This is a genomic window from Acidovorax sp. JHL-3 (genome assembly GCF_000526295.1).
Classification (GTDB): domain Bacteria; phylum Pseudomonadota; class Gammaproteobacteria; order Burkholderiales; family Burkholderiaceae_C; genus Acidovorax; species Acidovorax defluvii.
Genome location: NZ_JAFU01000004.1, coordinates 445,093 through 465,227 on the forward strand (window position 1 = coordinate 445,093; position 20,135 = coordinate 465,227).

Annotated in this window: 15 protein-coding genes; 8 read left to right on the forward strand and 7 right to left on the reverse strand. The window is 63.1% G+C overall.

Annotation, left to right across the window (positions count from 1 at the left end; all coding sequences use genetic code 11):
- Nucleotides 1-14: 14 nt before the first annotated feature.
- From K226_RS0117455 to K226_RS0117475, 4 genes are all read right to left on the reverse strand, one after another.
- Nucleotides 15-1,223: an FAD-dependent monooxygenase gene (locus K226_RS0117455; RefSeq protein WP_024816011.1), complete on the reverse strand. Its 1,209-nt coding sequence runs from the start codon at nucleotides 1,221-1,223 to the stop codon at nucleotides 15-17.
- A 97-nt stretch (nucleotides 1,224-1,320) separates the two neighbouring features.
- The gene (locus tag K226_RS0117460) at nucleotides 1,321-4,278 is read right to left on the reverse strand and encodes an aconitate hydratase (RefSeq protein ID WP_024816012.1); all 2,958 of its coding nucleotides are present in this window, start codon (nucleotides 4,276-4,278) and stop codon (nucleotides 1,321-1,323) included.
- A 459-nt stretch (nucleotides 4,279-4,737) separates the two neighbouring features.
- Nucleotides 4,738-5,025: an H-NS family nucleoid-associated regulatory protein gene (locus tag K226_RS0117470; RefSeq protein WP_024816013.1), complete on the reverse strand. Its 288-nt coding sequence runs from the start codon at nucleotides 5,023-5,025 to the stop codon at nucleotides 4,738-4,740.
- Nucleotides 5,026-5,153: 128 nt separating this feature from the next.
- Nucleotides 5,154-6,458: a hemolysin family protein gene (locus K226_RS0117475; RefSeq protein ID WP_024816014.1), complete on the reverse strand. Its 1,305-nt coding sequence runs from the start codon at nucleotides 6,456-6,458 to the stop codon at nucleotides 5,154-5,156.
- A gap of 24 nt (nucleotides 6,459-6,482) precedes the next feature.
- On the opposite strand from K226_RS0117475, the gene K226_RS0117480 reads away from it, so the two are divergent.
- On the forward strand, nucleotides 6,483-7,328 hold the full coding sequence (locus K226_RS0117480) for a symmetrical bis(5'-nucleosyl)-tetraphosphatase (RefSeq protein ID WP_024816015.1): 846 nt from the start codon (nucleotides 6,483-6,485) through the stop codon (nucleotides 7,326-7,328).
- A gap of 19 nt (nucleotides 7,329-7,347) precedes the next feature.
- Here K226_RS0117480 and K226_RS0117485 read toward each other — a convergent pair whose 3' ends face one another.
- Nucleotides 7,348-8,388: an FAD:protein FMN transferase gene (locus tag K226_RS0117485; RefSeq protein ID WP_024816016.1), complete on the reverse strand. Its 1,041-nt coding sequence runs from the start codon at nucleotides 8,386-8,388 to the stop codon at nucleotides 7,348-7,350.
- Between the two features lie 12 nt (nucleotides 8,389-8,400).
- Nucleotides 8,401-8,835, reverse strand: coding sequence for a cytochrome c5 family protein (locus tag K226_RS0117490; RefSeq protein ID WP_024816017.1), 435 nt, complete (start codon nucleotides 8,833-8,835; stop codon nucleotides 8,401-8,403).
- A gap of 688 nt (nucleotides 8,836-9,523) precedes the next feature.
- On the opposite strand from K226_RS0117490, the gene nosZ reads away from it, so the two are divergent.
- The 7 genes from nosZ to K226_RS0117525 all read left to right on the forward strand — a co-directional run bounded on the left by nosZ (nucleotide 9,524) and on the right by K226_RS0117525 (nucleotide 18,363).
- Complete coding sequence (gene nosZ / locus K226_RS0117495; protein WP_024816018.1) at nucleotides 9,524-11,455, forward strand: TAT-dependent nitrous-oxide reductase; 1,932 nt, start codon at nucleotides 9,524-9,526, stop codon at nucleotides 11,453-11,455.
- A gap of 61 nt (nucleotides 11,456-11,516) precedes the next feature.
- Nucleotides 11,517-14,141: a NosR/NirI family protein gene (locus K226_RS0117500; RefSeq protein ID WP_024816019.1), complete on the forward strand. Its 2,625-nt coding sequence runs from the start codon at nucleotides 11,517-11,519 to the stop codon at nucleotides 14,139-14,141.
- A complete protein-coding gene (locus K226_RS0117505; RefSeq protein ID WP_024816020.1) occupies nucleotides 14,138-15,415 on the forward strand; it encodes a nitrous oxide reductase family maturation protein NosD in 1,278 nt (425 codons plus the stop codon). The genes K226_RS0117500 and K226_RS0117505 overlap by 4 nt, the downstream gene beginning before the upstream one ends.
- Nucleotides 15,416-15,419: 4 nt before the next feature.
- Nucleotides 15,420-16,322, forward strand: coding sequence for an ABC transporter ATP-binding protein (locus K226_RS0117510; RefSeq protein WP_202899919.1), 903 nt, complete (start codon nucleotides 15,420-15,422; stop codon nucleotides 16,320-16,322).
- 11 nt (nucleotides 16,323-16,333) lie between these two features.
- Nucleotides 16,334-17,146 (forward strand): ABC transporter permease, encoded by an 813-nt coding sequence (locus K226_RS0117515; protein WP_024816022.1) that lies wholly within the window; start codon nucleotides 16,334-16,336, stop codon nucleotides 17,144-17,146.
- 5 nt (nucleotides 17,147-17,151) lie between these two features.
- Nucleotides 17,152-17,700: a nitrous oxide reductase accessory protein NosL gene (locus K226_RS0117520; RefSeq protein ID WP_024816023.1), complete on the forward strand. Its 549-nt coding sequence runs from the start codon at nucleotides 17,152-17,154 to the stop codon at nucleotides 17,698-17,700.
- A 3-nt stretch (nucleotides 17,701-17,703) separates the two neighbouring features.
- Nucleotides 17,704-18,363: a nitrous oxide reductase accessory protein NosL gene (locus tag K226_RS0117525; protein ID WP_024816024.1), complete on the forward strand. Its 660-nt coding sequence runs from the start codon at nucleotides 17,704-17,706 to the stop codon at nucleotides 18,361-18,363.
- A 221-nt stretch (nucleotides 18,364-18,584) separates the two neighbouring features.
- Here the strand turns inward: K226_RS0117525 and K226_RS0117530 are convergent, their stop codons facing one another.
- Complete coding sequence (locus tag K226_RS0117530; RefSeq protein WP_024816025.1) at nucleotides 18,585-20,111, reverse strand: DEAD/DEAH box helicase; 1,527 nt, start codon at nucleotides 20,109-20,111, stop codon at nucleotides 18,585-18,587.
- Nucleotides 20,112-20,135: the final 24 nt, after the last annotated feature.

The window sequence follows — 20,135 nt, forward strand, 5'->3', positions numbered from 1 at the left end:
TCAATCACCCGCAACTAGAGAGAGCTGGCGCTGGAGCCATCGCCCCGGTACAGCCAGGGCACGTCCAGCAGCCGCTCGCCCAGCAGGCGCAGCGAAGCGTCGCGCGCCCAGCGCACGGGGCCCGTGGCGTGAAAGATGCGGCCATTGCGCGTGGAGCGGGCCTGCACGCGCGCGTTGCGCTGCCAGCGGTTGAGCGCGTAGCGGCGCAGGCGCAGCGGCACATCCAGGTCGTGCATGGCCAGCGCGCGTTGCAGCTCGGCGGCGTCTTCAATGGCCATGCCCGCGCCTTGGGCCAGATACGGGCGCATGGGGTGGGCGGCGTCACCCAGCAAGGCCACCACGCCCTGGGCCATCTCGTTCGGCCCGCGCACGGGCGGGCGGTCGCACAGCGGCCACAGGCGCCAGCCACCGCCTGCCTGGACAACACCGCGCACCACCTGCTGCAGCGCTGTGCAGGTGCCCTTTAGCGCCGTTTCCAGGTCGGCGCCGTTGGCCGCGTGGTCCCAGTTTTCCAGGTCGTTCGGCGCGGGGCCCTGCACGATGACCACCAGGTTCTGCAGCTCGCCCCGGCGCACGGGGTACTGCACCACATGCAGGCGCGGCCCCAGCCACGCAGTGACGTGGCGGGTGCGCAACGCCTTGGGCAGCGCGTGCTGCGGCACCAGGGCGCGGTAAGCCAGGTGGCCCGACACGCGGGGATGCTGCTCGCCCAGCAGCTGTGTACGGATGCGGCTCCACAGGCCATCAGCCCCCAACAGGGCATCGCCTTCCACGTCCTTGCCACGGCTGGTGCGCACCGTCACCACGCCCTCGGCGTCGGTGAAGCGGTCGATTGCGTGGTCCAGATGAAATTGCGTGTCGGTGTATTTGCCAACGGCGGCCAGCAGCAGGCCATGCAGGTCGGCACGGTGGATGGTGGCGTAGGCCGCGCCGTAGCGCTCTATCGCGGTGGCGCCCAGGGGCAGCGCAGCCAGCTCATGGCCCGTGAGTGCGCTGCGAACCTGCAGCCGTTCAGGAAATACTGCCACATCCTGCAGCGGCCGCTGCAAACCCCAAGCCTGCAGGCGGCGCACCACATTGGGCCCCAACTGCACGCCTGCACCCACCTCGGTGAATGCGGCGGCGCGTTCATACAGCCGCACCTCCCACCCCGCGCGCGATGCCCCCAGGGAGGCCGCCAAACCGCCAATGCCGCCCCCCGCGATCAACAACTGTTTTCTCATCCTCGCATTGTGCCGCGCGCCGCCAACCCCCGGCCGGGTCGCGCGCGTTTGGGCATCTCGGCGTTTTTACGCTTTGTCGTTTTGGCGTTTGGCCCTGTCAGGAGCCCGCCAGCAGCTGGCGCAGCACGAACGGCAAGATGCCACCCGCCCGGTAGTAGTCCACTTCGATCGGCGTGTCGATGCGCAGCGTGACCACCACTTGCTGGCGCGTGCCGTCTTCGCGGTGAATGACCAGCGTGGCATCGCTTTGCGGGGTGAGCGCGGCATCGGGCAGCACATCAATCACCTCGGCACCTGTCAGGCCCAGCGATTGCCACGAATCGCCGCCCTTGAACTGCAGCGGCAGCACGCCCATGCCCACCAGGTTGGAGCGGTGGATGCGCTCAAAGCTGCGCGCCACCACGGCCTTGATGCCCAGCAGCTGCGTGCCCTTGGCGGCCCAGTCACGGCTGGAGCCGGTGCCGTATTCCTCGCCGGCAAACACCACCGTGGGTGTCTCTTGTGCCATGTATTGCATGGCCGCGTCGAAGATGAACATCTTCTCGCCCCGCAGCGGCCCCTCGTTCTGGAACACCGTGACGCCGCCTTCCTCGCGAGAGCCATCGGCCGTGGGTGCAATCATGAGGTTCTTGATGCGCACGTTGGCGAAGGTGCCGCGCACCATCACATCGTGGTTGCCGCGGCGCGCGCCGTAGCTGTTGAAGTCGGCCTTTTGCACACCGTGCTGCACCAGCCACTGGCCGGCGGGCGAGCTGGCCTTGATGGAGCCAGCGGGCGAGATATGGTCGGTGGTGATGGAATCGCCAAACAGCGCCATGATGCGAGCACCCTGCACTGTTATTTGGCCGTTTTGGCCTGTAGCGCCCACCCCTTCTGCGCTAGCAGCTCCTTTTTCGAGAGCGAAATTGGCAAAAAATGGCGGCTCGGCAATGTAGGTGCTGGCAGGCCAGGTGTAGGTGGTGCCGGCCACCCCCTTGATTTTTTTCCACAGCTTGCCAGGGTCGGTGGCGACCTTGGCGTAGTTTTCGCGAAAGGCCTTGCCCTTCATGGCGAACTTCATGAGCCGGTGAATCTCGTCGCTGCTCGGCCAGATATCGCCCAGGTAAATGTCTTTGCCCCCCTTGCCCTGGCCCACGGGCTCGATCATCAGGTCCCTGAGCACCGTGCCGGCAATCGCATAAGCCACCACCAGCGGCGGACTGGCCAGAAAGTTGGCCTTGAGGTTGGGGTGGATGCGCGCCTCGAAGTTGCGGTTGCCGGACAGCACGGCCGCGCACACCAGGTCATTGCTGGTGATGACCTCATTGAGTTCAGGCGTGAGGTCGCCCGCATTGCCAATGCAGGTGGTGCAGCCGTAGCCCGCCAGTGCAAAGCCCAGCTTTTCCAGGTAAGGCAGCAAGCCGGTTTCTGTGAGGTATTCGGTCACGATGCGCGAGCCAGGGGCGAGCGATGTCTTGATGTGCGGCTGCACCTTGAGCCCCGCCTCCACGGCTTTCTTGGCCAGCAGGCCAGCCGCCAGCAGCACGCTGGGGTTGCTGGTGTTGGTGCAGCTGGTGATGGCAGCAATCAGCACGTCGCCATTGCCCACCGTGGGGTCGGTGCCTTTGGCAGGCAGCGTGGCCGCGCTGGCCTCTTCATGCGCAGTGGCCAGCGCCGGCTTGTTGGACTCCATCTCGGCCACAAAACGGGGCGCGCCCATGGGTGTGGGCTTGCCATCTGGCGTGGCGCCAACCACCACCTCATCGCGGCGGTGGATGTGAAAGCGCGTGTGCAGCAAATCGGCTGGGCGGTTGAAGCCGTTGTCGGCATTGGACTTGCTGAACAGGTCGGCAAACTGGCCCGCCACCTTGCCCAGCTCGATGCGGTCTTGCGGGCGCTTGGGGCCAGCCAGGCTGGGGGTGACTTGCCCCAGGTCGAGCTTCACGACCTGCGAGTAATCCACCTCGCCCGCCAGCGGCACGCCAAACAGCCCCTGAGCCCTGAAATAGGCCTCGAATGCTTCGATCTCACTCTTGGTGCGGCCCGTGCCCTTGAAGTACTCGATGGTTCGCTCGTCCACCGGGAAAAAGCCCATGGTGGCACCATATTCTGGCGCCATGTTGCCGATGGTGGCGCGATCGGGCAGCGCCAGGGTGCGCGTGCCCTCGCCAAAAAATTCGACAAACTTGCCCACCACCTTGTGCTGGCGCAGGATTTCGGTCACGGTGAGCACCAGGTCGGTGGCGGTGACGCCTTCGCGCAGCTGGCCGGTGAGTTCCATGCCCACCACATCGGGGGTCAAAAAATACACCGGCTGGCCCAGCATGGCGGCTTCGGCCTCGATGCCGCCCACGCCCCAGCCCACCACGCCAATGCCGTTGATCATGGTGGTGTGGCTGTCGGTGCCCACCAGGGTGTCGGGGTAGTACACAGGGAGTGCGCCGGCCTTCGCCGACGCGTAGCCCTCCTTGCGCTTGTGCACGCCGCGCGCCAGGTATTCGAGGTTGACCTGGTGCACGATGCCAAAGCCCGGCGGCACCACGCCAAAGGTGTCAAAGGCCTGCATGCCCCATTTCATGAACTCGTAGCGCTCGCGGTTGCGCTGAAATTCGAGCTTCATGTTCAGGTCGAGCGAATTCTTCTGGCCGTAGTGATCGACCATGATGGAGTGGTCCACCACCAAGTCCACGGGCACCAGAGGCTCGATCTTCTTGGGGTTCTTGCCCAGCTTGGCAGCCACGCTGCGCATGGCGGCCAGGTCGGCCAGCAGCGGCACACCGGTGAAGTCCTGCAACACCACGCGCGAAACGACAAACGGGATCTCATCCTTGCGCGCGGCCTGGGGCGCCCATTGGGCGAGTTGTTGCACATGCTCGGCAGTCACTTTGCGCCCATCGCAATTGCGCAGCACCGATTCGAGCACGATGCGAATCGACACGGGCAATCGGTTGACCTGTGGAAACTGCCTGGCCAGCGTGGGCAGAGAATAAAACTGGCCTGCTTTGCCGGACGCAGTCTTGAAACTCTTCAGCGTGGAGGCAAAAGCGTGGCGGGCGGGCTTGGACGACGAGGCCATGGTGAACTCCGGTAAGGAACAACAAGGCCTATTCTGGCAGTCTCACCGGGCGGTGCAATCGTGGGGCCATACAGAAACAGGCGCCATACTGTTTCACGTGCGAGATGGAAGTCGGCCCCGCACGGGCGTTGCACCCGCTATTGCCCATTGCTGCCACAGCGGGCCTGCCATGCAATACCGTGAGCTCTCAAGTGTGCAGCGTTACAAATAGAACGCTTGTGCTATTTCAATCAGGTCGCAGCAGATTCTGCCGTCTTCGTTCAGAACCAGGGAATGACAGGCCGGGTAATACGCGCATCCATTTATGCTTTATCGCACGTTATTGCGGCCGATCAAGACAAAGCGGGCGGGCGGGCAGCCATGCGCGCCACCGCGGCAATTGCCACCCCACCCTTGCGGAGTGAATGGCCATAAAAAAAGTCCGCCAAGGCGGACTTTTTGAACGAATGCAGAAATGGATTAAATGGCGAACTGCTCGCGGTTCTCATTTTGAATCCACTTGGGAGCCTTGCCACGGCCGGTCCAGGTCTGTCCGGTGGCAGGGTTGCGGTATTTGGGGGCTACCTTGGAACCAGCGCTGGCGCTGCGTGCCTTGCCTGCTGGAAAAACATCCTGCGCGGTGAGGCCAAACTCCGTCACCAAAGCACGAACTTGCGAGACCGCTTCCGACAGCTCATTGCGCCGGGCTTCGTTGATCTTCTGCTCAAGGGCTTCGCGCTGCTTCAGGAGTTCTTTGTAGCTGGACATGGTGTGTAGTTAAAGGTGGTTTTGAAGAAGTCTGCATTATAAGAATAATGTCATCTTTGTGCAGGCACTCTTCAAACTACCAGTCAATTTCAACAAAATTTTCCGATCCTGAGCGGCGCGCTGGATATTCAGCCTTCCTGCGCCAAGGAGTCGGGTTGCGCGAGCACCTTGTCAATTCGCTTTCCATCCAGATCCAGAATTTCAAATATCCACCCTGCACAGGCAATACGCTCGGCCACTGCAGGCAAATGGCCAGATTCGGCCATCAGAAGGCCCGCCAGCGTGTTATAGCGCCCACGGTCTTCTTCGGGCAAATCCCGAATATCGAGCCGTGCCTTGAGTTCGGTCACGGGCATCAAACCGTCCAATAACCAGGTTCCGTCGTCGCGCATCGTCGCCCAGGCATCGGCCGATGCGCCCGGCTGCAATTCCCCGGTAATGGCTTCCAGCAAATCGCGCGGCGTCATGATGCCTTGCACGACACCATATTCATCCACTACAAATATCATGCGGCCCGACCGTGCACGGAACTGCTCCAGCAATTCCATTCCACTCAGCGTTTCGGGCAGAAAAGCTGCAGGCTGCGCATAAGACTCCACAGTGCCGGGAGCCTCTGGGCCCAACTCCAGCATGCGCGCCACGCTGATTACACCCACCACCTCGTCAAGCGAACCGCGACACACCGGGTACCACGAATGGGCGCCCTGTTCGCCGCCAGTGCCCGCCATGCGCAAGCCTTCCAGCACGGTCAGGCTGGCATCGAGCCATTGAACATCGGTGCGCGGCACCATCAGCGACGTCAGGGGCCTGTCGTCCAGACGAAACACGTTTTGCACCATCTGGTGCTCGTGATGCTCAATAACGCCCGCATCACGCCCCTCATCAAGGCTTGCGGTGATTTCTTCTTCGGTCACCATTCGGCCCGCATCGTTGTCCACCCGCAGCAGTTTGAGCACGCCCTGCGTGGACAGCGACAGCAGGCGCACAAAGGGCTTGGCGCCTTGTGCCACCCATGTCATGGGGCGCGCCACAAACCGCGCAACGGTTTCGGGGTAAAGCTGGCCAATGCGCTTGGGCACCAATTCGCCAAACACAATGGTGATGAAGGTGATGACCGTGACCACGATGGCCGTGGCGCTCACGCTGGCCGCGCTTTCCGGCACCCCCATGGTCTGCAACCACACACCCAGGCGGCTGCTGAACGCGGCCTCGCCAATGATGCCGTTGATCATGCCAATGGATGTGATGCCTACCTGCACCGACGACAGGAACTGCGTGGGATTGTCGAGTAAGGTAAGGGCAGCCTGAGCCCCCTTGTCACCGCCCTCCGCCATGGCAGCGAGCCTGGATTTGCGGCTGGAAGCCAAAGCGAGTTCCGACATGGCAAACACGCCGTTGAGCAGTGTCAGCAGCGCGATCAGCAGAAAATCCATGAATCAAAAGGTAAAACGAACACCATGGCACTTTACTGTATTGGCGATATCCAGGGTTGCGACAGCGCATTGGGGCGTCTGCTCGACCTGATCGGTTTTTCTGCGAGCAGGGATACCGTCTACCTTTTGGGCGATCTCGTCAACCGGGGCCCCGACTCCGCCGCCGTGCTGCGCCGATGCATGGCGCACGGCGATGCCCTGCGCCCCCTGCTGGGCAACCACGACCTGCATCTGCTGGCGGCCGCACATGGCGCCCGCAAACCCTCGCGACGCGACACGCTGGCCAGCATTCTGGAGGCCCCGGACCGCGACGCGCTGCTGCAATGGCTGCGCCTGCAGCCGCTGGCCCGCCAGCATTTACACGGCGGAAAACCTTTGCTGATGGTGCACGCGGGCGTGCTGCCCGCCTGGACTGCGGCCGAAACCCTGGATCTGGCCGACGAAGTGCACCGTGTTTTGCAGAGCGCCGATCTGCCGGCATTTCTGCAGCAGATGTATGGCAACACCCCGGATCATTGGAACGCTTCCTTGACGGGCCCGGACCGCTTGCGCGTGATTGTGAATGCGCTCACGCGGTTGCGTTTTTGCTCAGCCCAGGGAGTTATGGATTTTGATAGCACCGAGAGCGCCAGTGCTGCACCACCCGGGTTGATGCCCTGGTTTGACGTGCCTGGCCGTTCCACGGCCGATACCTTGATCGCCTTCGGACACTGGTCCACGCTGGGCTGGCTGAACCGCCCGCATTGCCTGGGGCTGGACACGGGGTGTGTGTGGGGAGGCTGCCTGAGCGCGGTGCACTTTGGCAGCTCACTCGATGAACGCGAGCTTCTTCAGGTTCGGTGCGTGCAAGCACAAGCCCCTGGCACCTGAAGAAGTCGCCCGGTCGCTTTCAGGCAGTCCCGCGTGACAGTGCTGCGGCCATGCCCGGGGAATACCACGCGCCGCGGTCGCCAGAGACCACCAGCGCCTCGACCTCCGGCTGGCGTGCCACCAGCGCTTTGCCGCCCTGTGGGCCTTGCACCATCATGGCAGCACCCAGACCATTCACCTGCGCCACGTCACGGGCCAGCAAACTGACGCCATGCACACCGACGGTTGGGTATCCCGTGCGGGGATCCAGAATATGGTGCTCGCGCTTGCCACCCACGAAGAAATAGCGCTCGTAGTCACCCGACGATGCCACCACCGCCTGGCCCTCAACAGACAGCGCACCCAGCAGGCGCTCTGGCGCACGCGGATCACGCAGACCCACACGCCATGGACGCCCCTGCAGCTGCCCCATCACCAGCACGTCGCCGCCACCGTTGATGAGTGCGTTGCTTACGCCCTGCTGGCGCAACACCCGCATGCCGGCTTCCAGGATGGGCAGCTTGGCAATGCCCCCCAAATCCAGGGCCATGCCCTGCCGGGCGAGATAGGCAGTGCCCGCCTGCTCGTCCAGCACCAGGCGACGGGCATCGACCAGTTGCCGTTGTCGTGCCAACACGCCAGCGGGCGGAACCGTCTTTCGGCCGGCCTCGAAGCTCCACCCCTTGAGGGAACCCACGGTGACGTCGAAGGCACCACCACTGAGCCGGAACAACTGCTGCGACGTTTTGAGCACCGCCATCACTTCTGACGGAACGGCTACCGGCTGAACACCGGCTGCAGCGCTGATGCGGCTGACCACGCTGTCAGGCTGGTAGCGACTGAAAAGCGCTTCCAGCCGCGCCATTTCGGCATAGGCGTGGTCAACGGCATGGCGTAGCAAAGGCTCGTCACCACCATCCACCACGATATCGACCTGCGTGCCCATCAAGGCACGCGATTCACGTTGCGGCGCCCGGGAAACCGGGGCCGCCGAAGCCCACGACACGCACCCCAGCAAGGGGAGCGCCATGGCCACCCGGCGCCTGGTCGGGCTGAACATCGTCGATTCAGCGGATTTCATGGTGCGCCCGGATCAGATGGATTGATCAGCCATGAAGTCCACAGCGGCCTTCACCTCATCATCGGTCAAGGATGTACCACCGCCACGCGCCGGCATCATGCCCTTGGAACCCGTGTATCCCTCAATCGCGTGCTTGTACAGCGTTTCCTTGCCCTGGGCAATGCGCGGGCCCCAGTCGGCCTTGTCACCTGGCTTGGGAGCACCCGCCACGCCAGCGCCATGGCACAGGGCACAAGTTTTTCCGTACACACTCTTGCCGACCGAGTTTTCCGCTACAGGTGCTGCAGCAGGAGCGGCGGCCGGAGCTGGAGCGGCTGCAGGTGCAGGTGCGGGTGCTGCGGCCGGTGCTGCCGACGGCGCGGCCGCTTCAGTCGACTTCTTGTCGCCACAGGCACCGAGTGCCAAAGAGAGAGCCGCAAGTGCAACCAAACCAGATAGTTTTTTCATGGAGATATTCCTGTACTCAAGGTCAATAAAAAGAAGAACGGAAAAAGCTCCTGGCAAAGCCAGGAAGGCTCTGAGCGCACCAAGGCAATGCCAGGGCGCACCGTCCAGCCACTTTGCAAGGCATCCCATCCCAACTCAACCCTGCCGGAACGACACACCCGGTGAACATCATAAGAACAAGAAGGATGCAATGCATGGTGGACAACGCCCACACTATAGACCGACCGGCTTGACAAGCGCCCTCCTTTCGGCCGTCAATATGTGACTTAGATCAATTTGATTCACTTTGAATGAACCTATATTCGACCTCCATGAACACAACCAATCCCATGGCCCGATTCCGTTTGTGGGTGCTGGCGTGGTTTTTGATGTCGCTCGGCGCAGCCACTGCGACGCCAATATTCCAGCCCAAGATGCTGGATGTCGTCTGCACCACCTCTGGGACGCTGAAGTTCTTCGCCCTCAGCGATGACGGAGCGGCAGAGCTCAATACCGACGCGCTGAACTGCCCAATGTGCCTGGTGGGCGGTGCGCCCCCCACCGACGCCTTTTCGCTGCCGCCAGCAACTCCTGCCGCAGCGACCCCTCCGTGCCTGCGTTCTGTTTCCCGCACTGTTGCAACTACAGCCGCGCCTCCACCGGCGCGAGCCCCCCCGTTTTTTCTGAGCCAATCCTAAAGAGGTGAACCATGAGTAATAAGAGAGAAGTGACTACAGAAACCGTCGGCATCGGCCGTCGCCGTTTCATCAATACCGCAGCACTGGCTGGCCTGACCGCAGGCGTAGCAGCTTGTAACGACAAGCCCGCCAACGCCCCCGCCACCGCAGCCTCGGGTCCTGTATCTGCACCCACCGCCGCCCATTCGAGCGCGGCCAACAACACCCACCTCAAGCCCGGCGAACTTGACACCTATTACGGCATCTGGAGCGGCGGCCACACTGGCGACATGCGCATTCTGGGCCTGCCCTCGGGTCGTGAAATCCACCGTATTCCCTGCTTTGTGCCCGATGCGCTGGTGGGCTGGGGCATCACCAACGAATCCAAGGCCGTCATGGGCACGAAGGCCGATGGCAGCCTGCGCTACACGGTGGCCGACACCCACCACACGCACGCCTCCTACAAGGATGGCAACTACGACGGCCGTTACGCCTGGATCAACGACAAGATCAACAGCCGCATTGCGCGCGTTCGCCTGGACTACTTCGTCTGCGACAAGATCACCCAGCTGCCTAACGTGCAGGGCTTTCACGGCATCTTCCCGGACAAGCGCGACCCGGTCGATCCGGCCATCAACTACACCACGCGCGTGTTCTGCGGTGCCGAGTTCAGCATCCCGCTGCCCAATACCGGCTCGGAGGATCACACCAAGTACCGCTCGATGTTCACCTGCGTGGACGCCGAGACCATGGAAGTGCGCTGGCAAGTGCTGATCGACGGCAACTGCGATCTGACCGCCACCTCCTATGACGGCAAGCTCGCCGCGACGAACCAGTACAACGTCGAGATGGGCGCCAAGTACGAGGACATGATGTCCGCCGAGCGCGACGCCTGCCTGTTCTTCAACGTGGCCCGCATCGAAGAAGCTGTCAAGGCCGGCAAGTTCAAGACCGTCGGCTCCTCCAAGGTGCCCGTCGTCGATGGCACGCACGAAGCCAACAAGGACCCCAAGACCGCTCTGACCGCCTACGTCAGCGTGCCCAAGAACCCGCACGGCGTGAACGCCAGCCCCGACCAGAAGTATTTCATCTGCGCCGGCAAGCTCTCGCCCACCGCCACCGTGATCGAGCTGGCCAAGGTGCTCGACTGGTTTGACGGCAAGCTGGAAAAGCTCGACGACGCCATCGTCGCCGAGGTCGAAATCGGCCTGGGCCCGCTGCACACCGCCTTTGACGGCCGTGGCAACGCCTACACCACGCTGTTCCTGGACAGCCAGGTGGTCAAGTGGAACGTGGAAGCCGCCATCAAGTTCCACGCCGGTGACAAGAACGCCAAGTACGTGGTGGACCGCCTGGACGTGCACTACCAGCCAGGCCACATCAACGCCTCGCAGTCCGAAACCATCGCCGCCGACGGCAAGTACTTGGCCGTGGGTTGCAAGTTCTCCAAAGACCGCTTCCTGCCCGTGGGCCCGCTGCACCCCGAGAACGAACAGCTCATCGACATTTCGGGCGATAAGATGGTGCTGCTGGCCGACCACCCGGTGCGTGGCGAACCGCATGACTTCATCATCTTCAAGCGCGATCTGGTCAAGCCCAAGCAGGTCTACAGCCTGGACGAGTTCCCGCTGGCGGTGAAGGATGCCAAGGATTCGGGAGTGTTCCGCAATGGAAAGAAGGTCACCGTCAAGATCACCTCCCAGGCTCCTGCCTTCAGCCTGCGCGAGTTCAAGCTCAAGAAGGGTGATGAGGTCACGCTGATCCTGACCAACCTCGACAAGATCGAAGACTTGACGCACGGGTTCGCCATTCCGAACTACAACGTCAACTTCATCGTCAATCCGCTGGAGACCAAGTCGGTGACCTTCATCGCCGACCAGCCCGGCGTGTTCTGGTGCTATTGCACCCATTTCTGCCACGCGCTCCACCTTGAAATGCGCACGCGCATGATCGTGGAAGCCTGATAGGCGGTTTACCGGGAGGCTCGGCGCATGGGCGCCTTGCCTCCCTTGACAGGAAAGCGCGATGACATTGCTTGGCCAACGGTTTGCGATCCTTGGGGTCGTTTTTTTTCTGGTGCTGTCGCTGTTTGCACCGCGTGTTCAGGCGGGCGCCTACGAGGCGGAGTTGCCGGCGGAACTGGCCACGGCCAAAGACATGTGCGCGTTGCTGCCCTGCGCAGAGGTGTTCCCCGGGGCCAAACATTTCTCGGAACGCAAGGGCCAGCCACCATATGTGGAGGCCTATGACAACGACAGCGCCCAGAAGAAGCTGCTGGGTTATGTGATGCTCTCGACCGACATCACCGACACGCCTGCCTACTCGGGCAAGCCGGTGGTGACGCTGATCGGCATGGACCTGCAGGGGCGTTTTGTCGGGGTGCAGGTGCTCAAGCATTCCGAGCCCATCCTGCTGCTGGGCATTCCCGAATCGGCCCTGGTCAATTTCAACAACCAGTACCTGGGCAAGTCGGTCAAGGACACCATCGAGGTCGGCCCGTCCCGGCCCGAGGAAAACGTGATTGGTCTGGACGCCATTTCCGGCGCCACCGTCACCGTGATTGCGCAGAACCAGGTGATGATGATGTCGGGCGCCGCCGTGGCGCGGCAGACGGGCATCATTGAACCCACTGTGCGCGACCCCGCACGGTTTGTCGCCAATGGGCAGCGCTACGACTGGGCGCAACTGGTCCAGATGGGCCTGGTGCAGCGGCTGCTGGTCAAGCCCGAACAGGTGGGCCTGCCGCGTGGCCCCGAACCCTTCATTGAACTGTGGTTTGGCGACCTCAACCACCCGGACCTGGGGCGCAGCCTGCTGGGCGAGCGGGGCTATGACAATCTGCGCTCGCGCCTGCAGCCGCAGGAGAGCGCCTTTTTCATCATTCGCACGGCCGGCGTGGAGTCGTTCAAAGGCTCGGGCTTTGTGCGTGGCGGTATCTACGACCGCGTGCAGGTCAAGCAGGGCGCCGATTCGTTCACTTTCCGCGACCTCGATTCCTACAACCTATACGGCCTGGAGGCGGCAGGGGCCCCGCGCTACGGCGAATCGGCCATCTTCGTGATCCGCACGTCGGCTTTCTCGGCCGCATTCCCCTGGAAGCTGGCCTTTCTGGGCAACCGCGTCGATCGTGCGACCGGGCACCGCAGTTTTGCGGTGTTCGAGTCCAAATACTGGCTGCCCGCCAGCCTGCTCGAAGGCGGGCGCCCCAAGGTCGTCGAGCCCGATGCGCCCTGGGTGCGCGTCTGGAAGTCGCAAGCCTTGCCGATCACCCTGTTCGCCCTGTTGCTGGTGGCCGTGACCGTGGTCTATGCCTACCGCGAGACGCTCACGCGCCTGTCCACACACAAGAACAAGTGGCCCGTCAACGCCTTCAAGTACAGCTTCTGGGCCATCAGCATTTTCTGGATCGGCTTTGGCTACATGGCTCAGCCCTCCATCACGCAGGTGCTGACCTGGTTCCATGCACTGCTGTTCCAGTGGACCTGGTCGCTGTTCCTGTCCGATCCGTTCATTTTCCTGTTCTGGATCTTCATCATCGTCACGGTGTTCCTGTTCGGGCGCGGCCTGTTCTGCGGCTGGATGTGCCCGTTCGGCTCCCTGCAGGAAGCGATCTTCAAGATCGCCAAGGCCGTCGGTTTGAAGCGGTTCCAGACCCAGTTGCCGCAAAAATGGCATGACCGGCTCAAGTGGATCAAATACGCCGTGTTCTTCTTCCTGGTCGCGGTGTCCATGTTCTCCATGGGACTGGCCGAGAAGCTGTCCGAGGTCGAGCCCTTCAAGACCACTTTCCTGGTCGGTGTGCTGAACCGTTCCTGGCCCTACGGCTTGTTTGTGGCCGCCATCCTCGGTGTGTCGATTTTCATCGAGCGCCCCTACTGCAAATACATTTGCCCCCTGGGCGCCTCGCTGGCCATGCCCAGCACCTTCCGCTGGTTCGGCCTCAAGCGCAAGCACGACTGCAACAGCTGCAAGGCCTGCGCCGTGGGCTGTGGCGCCCAGGCCATCGATACCGATGGCCGCATCGACCACCGCGAGTGCCTGCACTGCCTCGATTGCATGATTCTGTACACAGACACCAAGGGCTGCCCGCCCCTGTCCAAGGAACGCAAGCGCCGCGAAAAGGACGGACTGGAGATCACGCCGATTGGTGCCAACGGCTACTTCATCCCGATCCACCCCGCGACAAGCTTCACCGAGCAGATCAGCGCCAAGGCCGCAAATGGCCCCGACCCACGCATGCCGACCGAGCCTGCGACCCCCTTCCACAAGGCAGCTGAATCCCGCCTGAAGTGGGTCATGCTGGAATTGCGTGACCACATCTGGCCCTGGAGCACCGAAGGGTGGCGTAGCCAGCGTGCGCTGCAGGTAGCGGGCTTTTCGCTGGCGGTAGCTGCCACCGTGGCCTGGGTCATGGCCGCGATGGGCAGTCTGTCCTCCGGCGCGATCATTGGTTGGTGGTTTGGCTGGAGTGTGTATGAGGTACTGATTCGCCTGTCGGGCCGCCGTTACGTGAAGGATGGCGTCTGGTGGCGCGGCAACTACCGCGTGGCCAGCGTAATGGACATGATGAGCTACGTTGGTTTCAAGAACCTGTTGATCGGCGCTGCCCTGTTCCTGGCGCTCAAGGCGCTGGGATTGCTCAACTTATGAGGATTGCACTGCTGCGCGCGGCGTTGTCCGCGCTACTGGGCCTGGGCACCGCATGCCTGTCCTGGGCCGCCACCGTGTCGGTGCAGCCAGGTCAGGACCTCGCGGCCGCCATCAAGGCGGCAGCGCCGGGCGACGTGATTGAGGTGGCTCGCGGCCTTTATCGCACCAACCTGCTGATCGACAAACCCCTGACGTTGCGCGGCATCGACCGGCCCACCCTCAGTGGCGGCAACCAGGGCGACACCATCCGAGTCACCGCACCCGACGTGGTGCTCGAAGGCCTGATCGTGCGCGACTCGGGCGACAGCCTGAAAAACCAGAACGCCGGCATCTACCTCTACCCGGGCGCCCACCGGGCCGTGGTGCGCAGTTGCGACCTGACCTACAACCTGTTCGGCCTGTGGATCGAGAAGGCCGATGACGTGCTCATCGAGCGCAACACTATCACCGGCAAGCGCGAATACGGCTCGTCGCAGCGCGGCAATGGCGTGCAGCTCTACAACACCCAGCGCGCGCGCATCCTGCACAACAACATCAGCTTCGTGCGCGATGCGCTGTATGTCGACGTGTCCCACCATGCCGTGTTCCGGGGCAACAAGCTGCACCACAGCCGCTACGGCACACACTACATGAACTCCTACTACAACCTGTGGGAAGACAACGACACCTACTACAACCGGGGGGGCCTGGCGCTGATGGAGGTGCGCGAGCAGGTGGTGCGCAACAACCGGGCCTGGGGCAACTCCGACCACGGCATCATGCTGCGCACCCTGCAGGATGCCGTGATCGAGAACAACATCGTGGCCGGCAACAACCGCGGTTTCTTCATCTACGACGTGGAATACATCAAGCTCAAAGGCAACCTCGTGGTGGACAACGTGGTCGGGGTGCACTTGTCCGCCGGCTCCACGCGCAACGTGGTCGAGGGCAACGACTTCATCGGCAACCGCGAGCAGGTGCGTTACGTCGGCGCGCGCGACGAACGCTGGGGCGTCGAGCGCGGCAACCACTGGGCCAATTATTTGGGGTGGGATCGCGACGGCAACGGCGTGGGCGACGTACCCTATGAAGCCAACGACATGGTGGACCGGCTCAGCTGGCGCTATCCGAGCATGAAATTGTTGCTGGCCAGCCCCGCAGTGCAGGCATTGCGCCTGGTGGGCCAGCAATTTCCGATCCTGCGCGTGCCCTCGGTCGTTGACCCCAAGCCGCGCATGGTTCCGACCCATCAAAATTGGAGTGAGTGGCGTGGCAAGCATTTCCCCGGTCAATAAGAGCATGGCGGTTTCGCTGCGCGGCGTGACCAAACATTTCGGCGCCTTGCATGCGGTGGACGGGGTAGACCTGGACATCGCGCGCGGCGAAATTTTTGGCCTCATCGGCCACAACGGCGCGGGCAAAAGCACGCTGTTCAAAATGATGCTTGGCCTGATCCCGGCCACCAGCGGCGAGATCCTGGTCGGCGGTGCTTCAGTTCGCGGACGCGGTTTTCGGGCTGCGCGCCGCCACCTGGGCTACCTGCCCGAGAACGTGGTGCTCTATGACAACCTGAGCGGCCTCGAAACCCTGCGTTTTTTTGCCAAGCTCAAGGGCGCCCCCCTGGCGCAGTGCCAGCCAGCACTTGATCGGGTGGGTTTGGCCCATGCGGGCAAGCGTCCGGTGCGCGAGTACTCCAAGGGCATGCGCCAGCGCCTGGGCTTTGCGCAGGCGCTGCTGGGCTCGCCCCAGGTGCTGTTTCTGGACGAGCCCACCAGTGGCCTCGACCCGCAAGCCATCCGCGACTTTTATGCCACGCTGCGCGGCCTGCAGGCCGAAGGCGTGACCATCATCATCACCTCCCACATCCTGGCCGAGCTGCAAGAGCGCGTCGGGCGCCTGGCGATTTTATCGGCCGGAAAAGTGCAGGCCGTGGGCAGCGTGCAGGCACTGCGCGAGCAAACCCACATGCCCCTGGTGTTTGAGCTGCAACTGCAAGCAGGAGACACGCCCGCCATCGCGCAGGCGCTAGAACACGCCACGGCAGCCACCCCCGAGCCAACCGCCCAGGGCTTGCGCCTGGCCTGCCCGCGTGAGCAAAAAATGGCCGTGCTGGCCGCGCTGGCTCCCTTTGGGGCGCGTGTGCTCGACATCAAAATGCACGAGCCCTCGCTGGAAGACGTGTTCTTCGGGTTTTCGGACTGAAAGGACTGTCCATGGAATTGACACAAATTTTCACCGTTGCCGGCAAGGAATTTCGCGACCGCATCCGCAACCGCTGGGTGCTGGCCGTGGCGCTGGTGTTTGCCGTGTTCTCGCTCGTCATTGCCTACTTTGGCGGTGCGCAGCAGGGCGCGGTGGGCTTTCGCTCCATCGAGTTCACCATTGCCAGCCTGGTCAGCCTGGTGATTTACCTGATCCCGCTGATTGCGCTGCTGCTCGGTTTTGACGCCATCGTGGGCGAACGCGAGCGCGGCTCGCTCGACCTGCTGCTGTCACTGCCCATCACCCGGCTGGAGCTGCTGCTGGGCAAATACCTGGGCCTGGCTGCGGCACTGACCTTGTCCACGCTGGTCGGTTTTGGCCTGGTCGCGGTGCTGCTGTATCAACACGTCAGTTGGTCCGGGCTGTACCACTACATTGGCTTCATGATCAGCTCAGTGCTGCTGGGCTTGGCATTTTTGAGCATGGCCGTGCTGATGTCCGTGATCGCCCGCGACCGCACCCGCGCCTCGGGCCTGGCCATTGCCATGTGGTTCTTCTTTGTGCTGGTGTTTGACCTGCTGCTGCTGGGCGTGCTGGTAGCCACCGGCGGCAGCTTTGGCGGCGATGCATTTGCCTGGCTGCTGCTGCTCAACCCGGCCGATGTGTTCCGTATCCTGAACGTTTTTTCGCTCGACGAAGTGCGCACGCTCTATGGCCTGGCCAGCATCGTTCCGTCTTCGCTGGGCAGTCCCGCCATCATGGGCGGCGTCATGGTGGCCTGGATTGTGCTGCCGCTCGCGCTGGCCCGCTGGAGATTCAAATGAAAAACATGACCTGTTCCTGCCGCCGTCGCCACATTCTGGGGGGGCTGGCAGCGGTGACTGCCCTGGGCGCCTTGGGCGGCCTGACCGGCTGCGGTGAGCAAGGCGGCAGCGCCCAGACACTCGCCCCGGTCGAGATCGACCGCTCCACCAGCTGCGAGCTCGACGGCATGTTGCTGTCCGACTACCCCGGCCCCAAGGCACAAGTGCATTACGCCGGGCAGGCGCAACCGAGCTTTTTCTGCGACACGGTCGAACTGTTCAACACGTTGCTGGCCGGCGAACAGGTGCGCGCGGCCAAGGCGGTGTTTGTGCAGGACATGGGCAAGGCCAAGTGGGAGCAGCCGGTGGGCCACTGGATCGACGCCAAGACCGCCATTTACGTGCTGGGCAGCAAGCGCCACGGCTCCATGGGGCCGACCATTGCCAGCTTTGCGCAAGAGGCCGACGCTGTGAAATTTGCCGCCGAATACGGTGGCAAAGTGCTGCGCTTTGGCGAGATCACGGCCGACATGGTCGACCTGTCGGGCGCGGCGCTGCACGACACGCGCATGTAAGCCATGCACGCACTGCGACAGCCACCCAACAGGCGCCGGGCCCTGTTCGCAGGCCTGGCGGGTGTGGGCGCGCTTGCGGCGTCCGCGGTTGCCTGGAAGTTCTATGCACCGGGGGCGGACCCTCGTGCAGCCGGGCAGGCGCTGCCCGATGATGTGTGTGTGGTGGCACCGCCCACGCCCTTCGATCCCGCTTCAGGCCAGCGCCTGGAAGCCCCCCGGGCCATCCCGACGGATGCACGCTGCCCGGTGTGCGGCATGTACCCTGCACGATCAGCCGAATGGGCAGCCCAGATCATTTTTGCCAACGGCGATGCACATTTCTTTGACTCCCCGCTGAGCCTGTTCCAGTACCTGGCCGACGTGGCGAAATACAGCCAGGGGCGCACGGCGCAAGAACTGGTGGCGCGCTATGTCACCGATGCCGAAACCAAGACCTGGATCGCCGCCGAGACCGCGATGTACGTGGATGGATCGTCCGCGCGGGGGCCCATGCGTGCGGGCAATCTGCCCGCCTTCGCCTCGACCGAGGCAGCACGCCGCTTCGCCGAGCGGCGGGGTGGAAAGGTGCTCGCTTTCGGCCAAGTGGACGCGGCCGTACTGGAGCGGCTTGCGCCCGGGCGCACCGAAGAACCCCACACACACGAAGCGCATTCAACCAATTAAAGTTGATAGCACCTAGCGCTTGCCACATAAGGGCTAGAGCCCTTTTTCGTCAGTAAAAAACCAAAACCGCCGCAGCGCCGACACCGTCGGTACACGCGCGTGGTGTTTTTATCATTCCAAAAAAACGCGCACCTCAAACGCATGAGTGCCACGCTTGAACCCGGGGGCGCTTTCAACAAGCGCGCAGACGCAAGGCGCCAGCGCGCGCCCTGGTGAGCGACTTACTGATCGGAAGTTTCTGGCTGTGGCTGTGCGGCCACCGCTGTCTCTGGCGGTACCGCCTTGAACAGGGCTGCCACCTTGCGCTTGGGCTTGATGTTGGCCGACACGCCACTGCGGGCAGGCGACTTGGCCGCCGCTTCCCAGGCGGGCGCTACATCAGCGGCGCTCGACTCGTAGGGTTTTTCGAAGAAGGGATCGCGCGAAGCCACGGCGGGACGGAAGCCCCGGTATTCACGTGGCTCGCGCGGTTCGCGGCGCTCGCGTTCGCGCGGAGCGGCGTCACGGCGCGCGGCATCATTGCGCGGCTCGGCCGATGCACCGCCCTCACGCCAGGCGCGGCGCCCGTCGTTGATGCGCCCCTGCTGCTGGATGTTCGGGCGGTCTTCGTCGTATTCAAGTGCTTCGATATCGAGCTTGGTCTTGAGCAGCTTCTCGATGTCGGCCACCAGGCGGGCGTCACTGCCCGACACCAGGGTGACGGCCAGGCCAGAAGCGCCGGCACGGCCGGTGCGGCCAATGCGGTGCACGTAATCTTCGGCGTTGAAGGGAACGTCGAAATTGAACACGGCCGGCACATCCTTGATGTCGAGGCCACGGGCGGCCACGTCGGTGCACACCAGCAAATCGACCTCACCCTGCTTGAAGGCATCCAGTGCCTTCAGCCGCTCGTCCTGGCTCTTGTCGCCATGCAACGCGGTGGTCTTGAGGCCTTCGCGCTCCAGGCTGCGGGCCAGGCGTGCACAACCGAGCTTGCTGTTCACAAAGATGAAGGCCTGCTTGATGCCGCGCGTACGCAGCACCTGGTGGATGGCACGGCGCTTGTCGTCGTCATTGGCGCTGTAAAAGCGCTGCTCCACCGTGGACGCCGTTTCGTTGGGACGGGCCACCTCGATGGTGATCGGGTTTTGCAGGTAGCTGCTGGCCAGGCGCTTGATTTCGGGCGAGAACGTGGCGCTGAATAAGAGCGTGGTGCGCTGCTTGGGCAGGTACGAAAGGATGCGCTGCAGATCGGGCAAGAAGCCGATGTCCAGCATGCGGTCGGCCTCGTCGAGCACCACATACTCGACCTGGTTGAGCACCGCGTTCTTGGCCTCGATGTGGTCCAGCAGACGGCCCGGCGTGGCCACCAGCACCTCGACGCCCTTTTTCAGCTCAATGGTCTGCGGCTTCATGTCCATGCCGCCAAAAACCACGGTGCTGCGCAGCTTGGTGTATTTGGCGTACAGCGCAATCTGCTGGGCCACCTGGTCGGCCAGCTCACGCGTGGGCAGCAGCACCAGGGCGCGCACGGGGTGACGGGCGGGAGATGTGGAACTGCTCTCGTGCTTGAGCAGGCGTTGCAGCAGGGGCAGCGAGAACGCCGCGGTCTTGCCGGTGCCGGTCTGGGCAGCGCCCATGACGTCTTGCCCTGTGAGGACCACGGGAATGGCCTGCTCCTGGATGGGCGTCATGGACTCGTAGCCCATTTCGGCCACGGCGCGTGCCAGCGGCTCGGCCAGCGATAAATTGGAAAAAGAACTTGTCATTTAGCCTGCTATTGTCGCACCGGT

Bases quoted from the DNA above. Each gene is read 5' to 3' on its own strand.
- K226_RS0117490 (WP_024816017.1), bottom strand. From the start codon at position 8,835: ATGAAAAAACTATCTGGTTTGGTTGCACTTGCGGCTCTCTCTTTGGCA.
- K226_RS0117485 (WP_024816016.1), bottom strand. From the start codon at position 8,388: ATGAAATCCGCTGAATCGACGATGTTCAGCCCGACCAGGCGCCGGGTG.
- K226_RS0117505 (WP_024816020.1), top strand. From the start codon at position 14,138: ATGAGGATTGCACTGCTGCGCGCGGCGTTGTCCGCGCTACTGGGCCTG.
- nosZ (WP_024816018.1), top strand. From the start codon at position 9,524: ATGAGTAATAAGAGAGAAGTGACTACAGAAACCGTCGGCATCGGCCGT.
- K226_RS0117530 (WP_024816025.1), bottom strand. From the start codon at position 20,111: ATGACAAGTTCTTTTTCCAATTTATCGCTGGCCGAGCCGCTGGCACGC.
- K226_RS0117515 (WP_024816022.1), top strand. From the start codon at position 16,334: ATGGAATTGACACAAATTTTCACCGTTGCCGGCAAGGAATTTCGCGAC.
- K226_RS0117510 (WP_202899919.1), top strand. From the start codon at position 15,420: ATGGCGGTTTCGCTGCGCGGCGTGACCAAACATTTCGGCGCCTTGCAT.
- K226_RS0117520 (WP_024816023.1), top strand. From the start codon at position 17,152: ATGACCTGTTCCTGCCGCCGTCGCCACATTCTGGGGGGGCTGGCAGCG.
- K226_RS0117480 (WP_024816015.1), top strand. From the start codon at position 6,483: ATGGCACTTTACTGTATTGGCGATATCCAGGGTTGCGACAGCGCATTG.
- K226_RS0117455 (WP_024816011.1), bottom strand. From the start codon at position 1,223: ATGAGAAAACAGTTGTTGATCGCGGGGGGCGGCATTGGCGGTTTGGCG.
- K226_RS0117475 (WP_024816014.1), bottom strand. From the start codon at position 6,458: ATGGATTTTCTGCTGATCGCGCTGCTGACACTGCTCAACGGCGTGTTT.
- K226_RS0117460 (WP_024816012.1), bottom strand. From the start codon at position 4,278: ATGGCCTCGTCGTCCAAGCCCGCCCGCCACGCTTTTGCCTCCACGCTG.
- K226_RS0117525 (WP_024816024.1), top strand. From the start codon at position 17,704: ATGCACGCACTGCGACAGCCACCCAACAGGCGCCGGGCCCTGTTCGCA.
- K226_RS0117500 (WP_024816019.1), top strand. From the start codon at position 11,517: ATGACATTGCTTGGCCAACGGTTTGCGATCCTTGGGGTCGTTTTTTTT.
- K226_RS0117470 (WP_024816013.1), bottom strand. From the start codon at position 5,025: ATGTCCAGCTACAAAGAACTCCTGAAGCAGCGCGAAGCCCTTGAGCAG.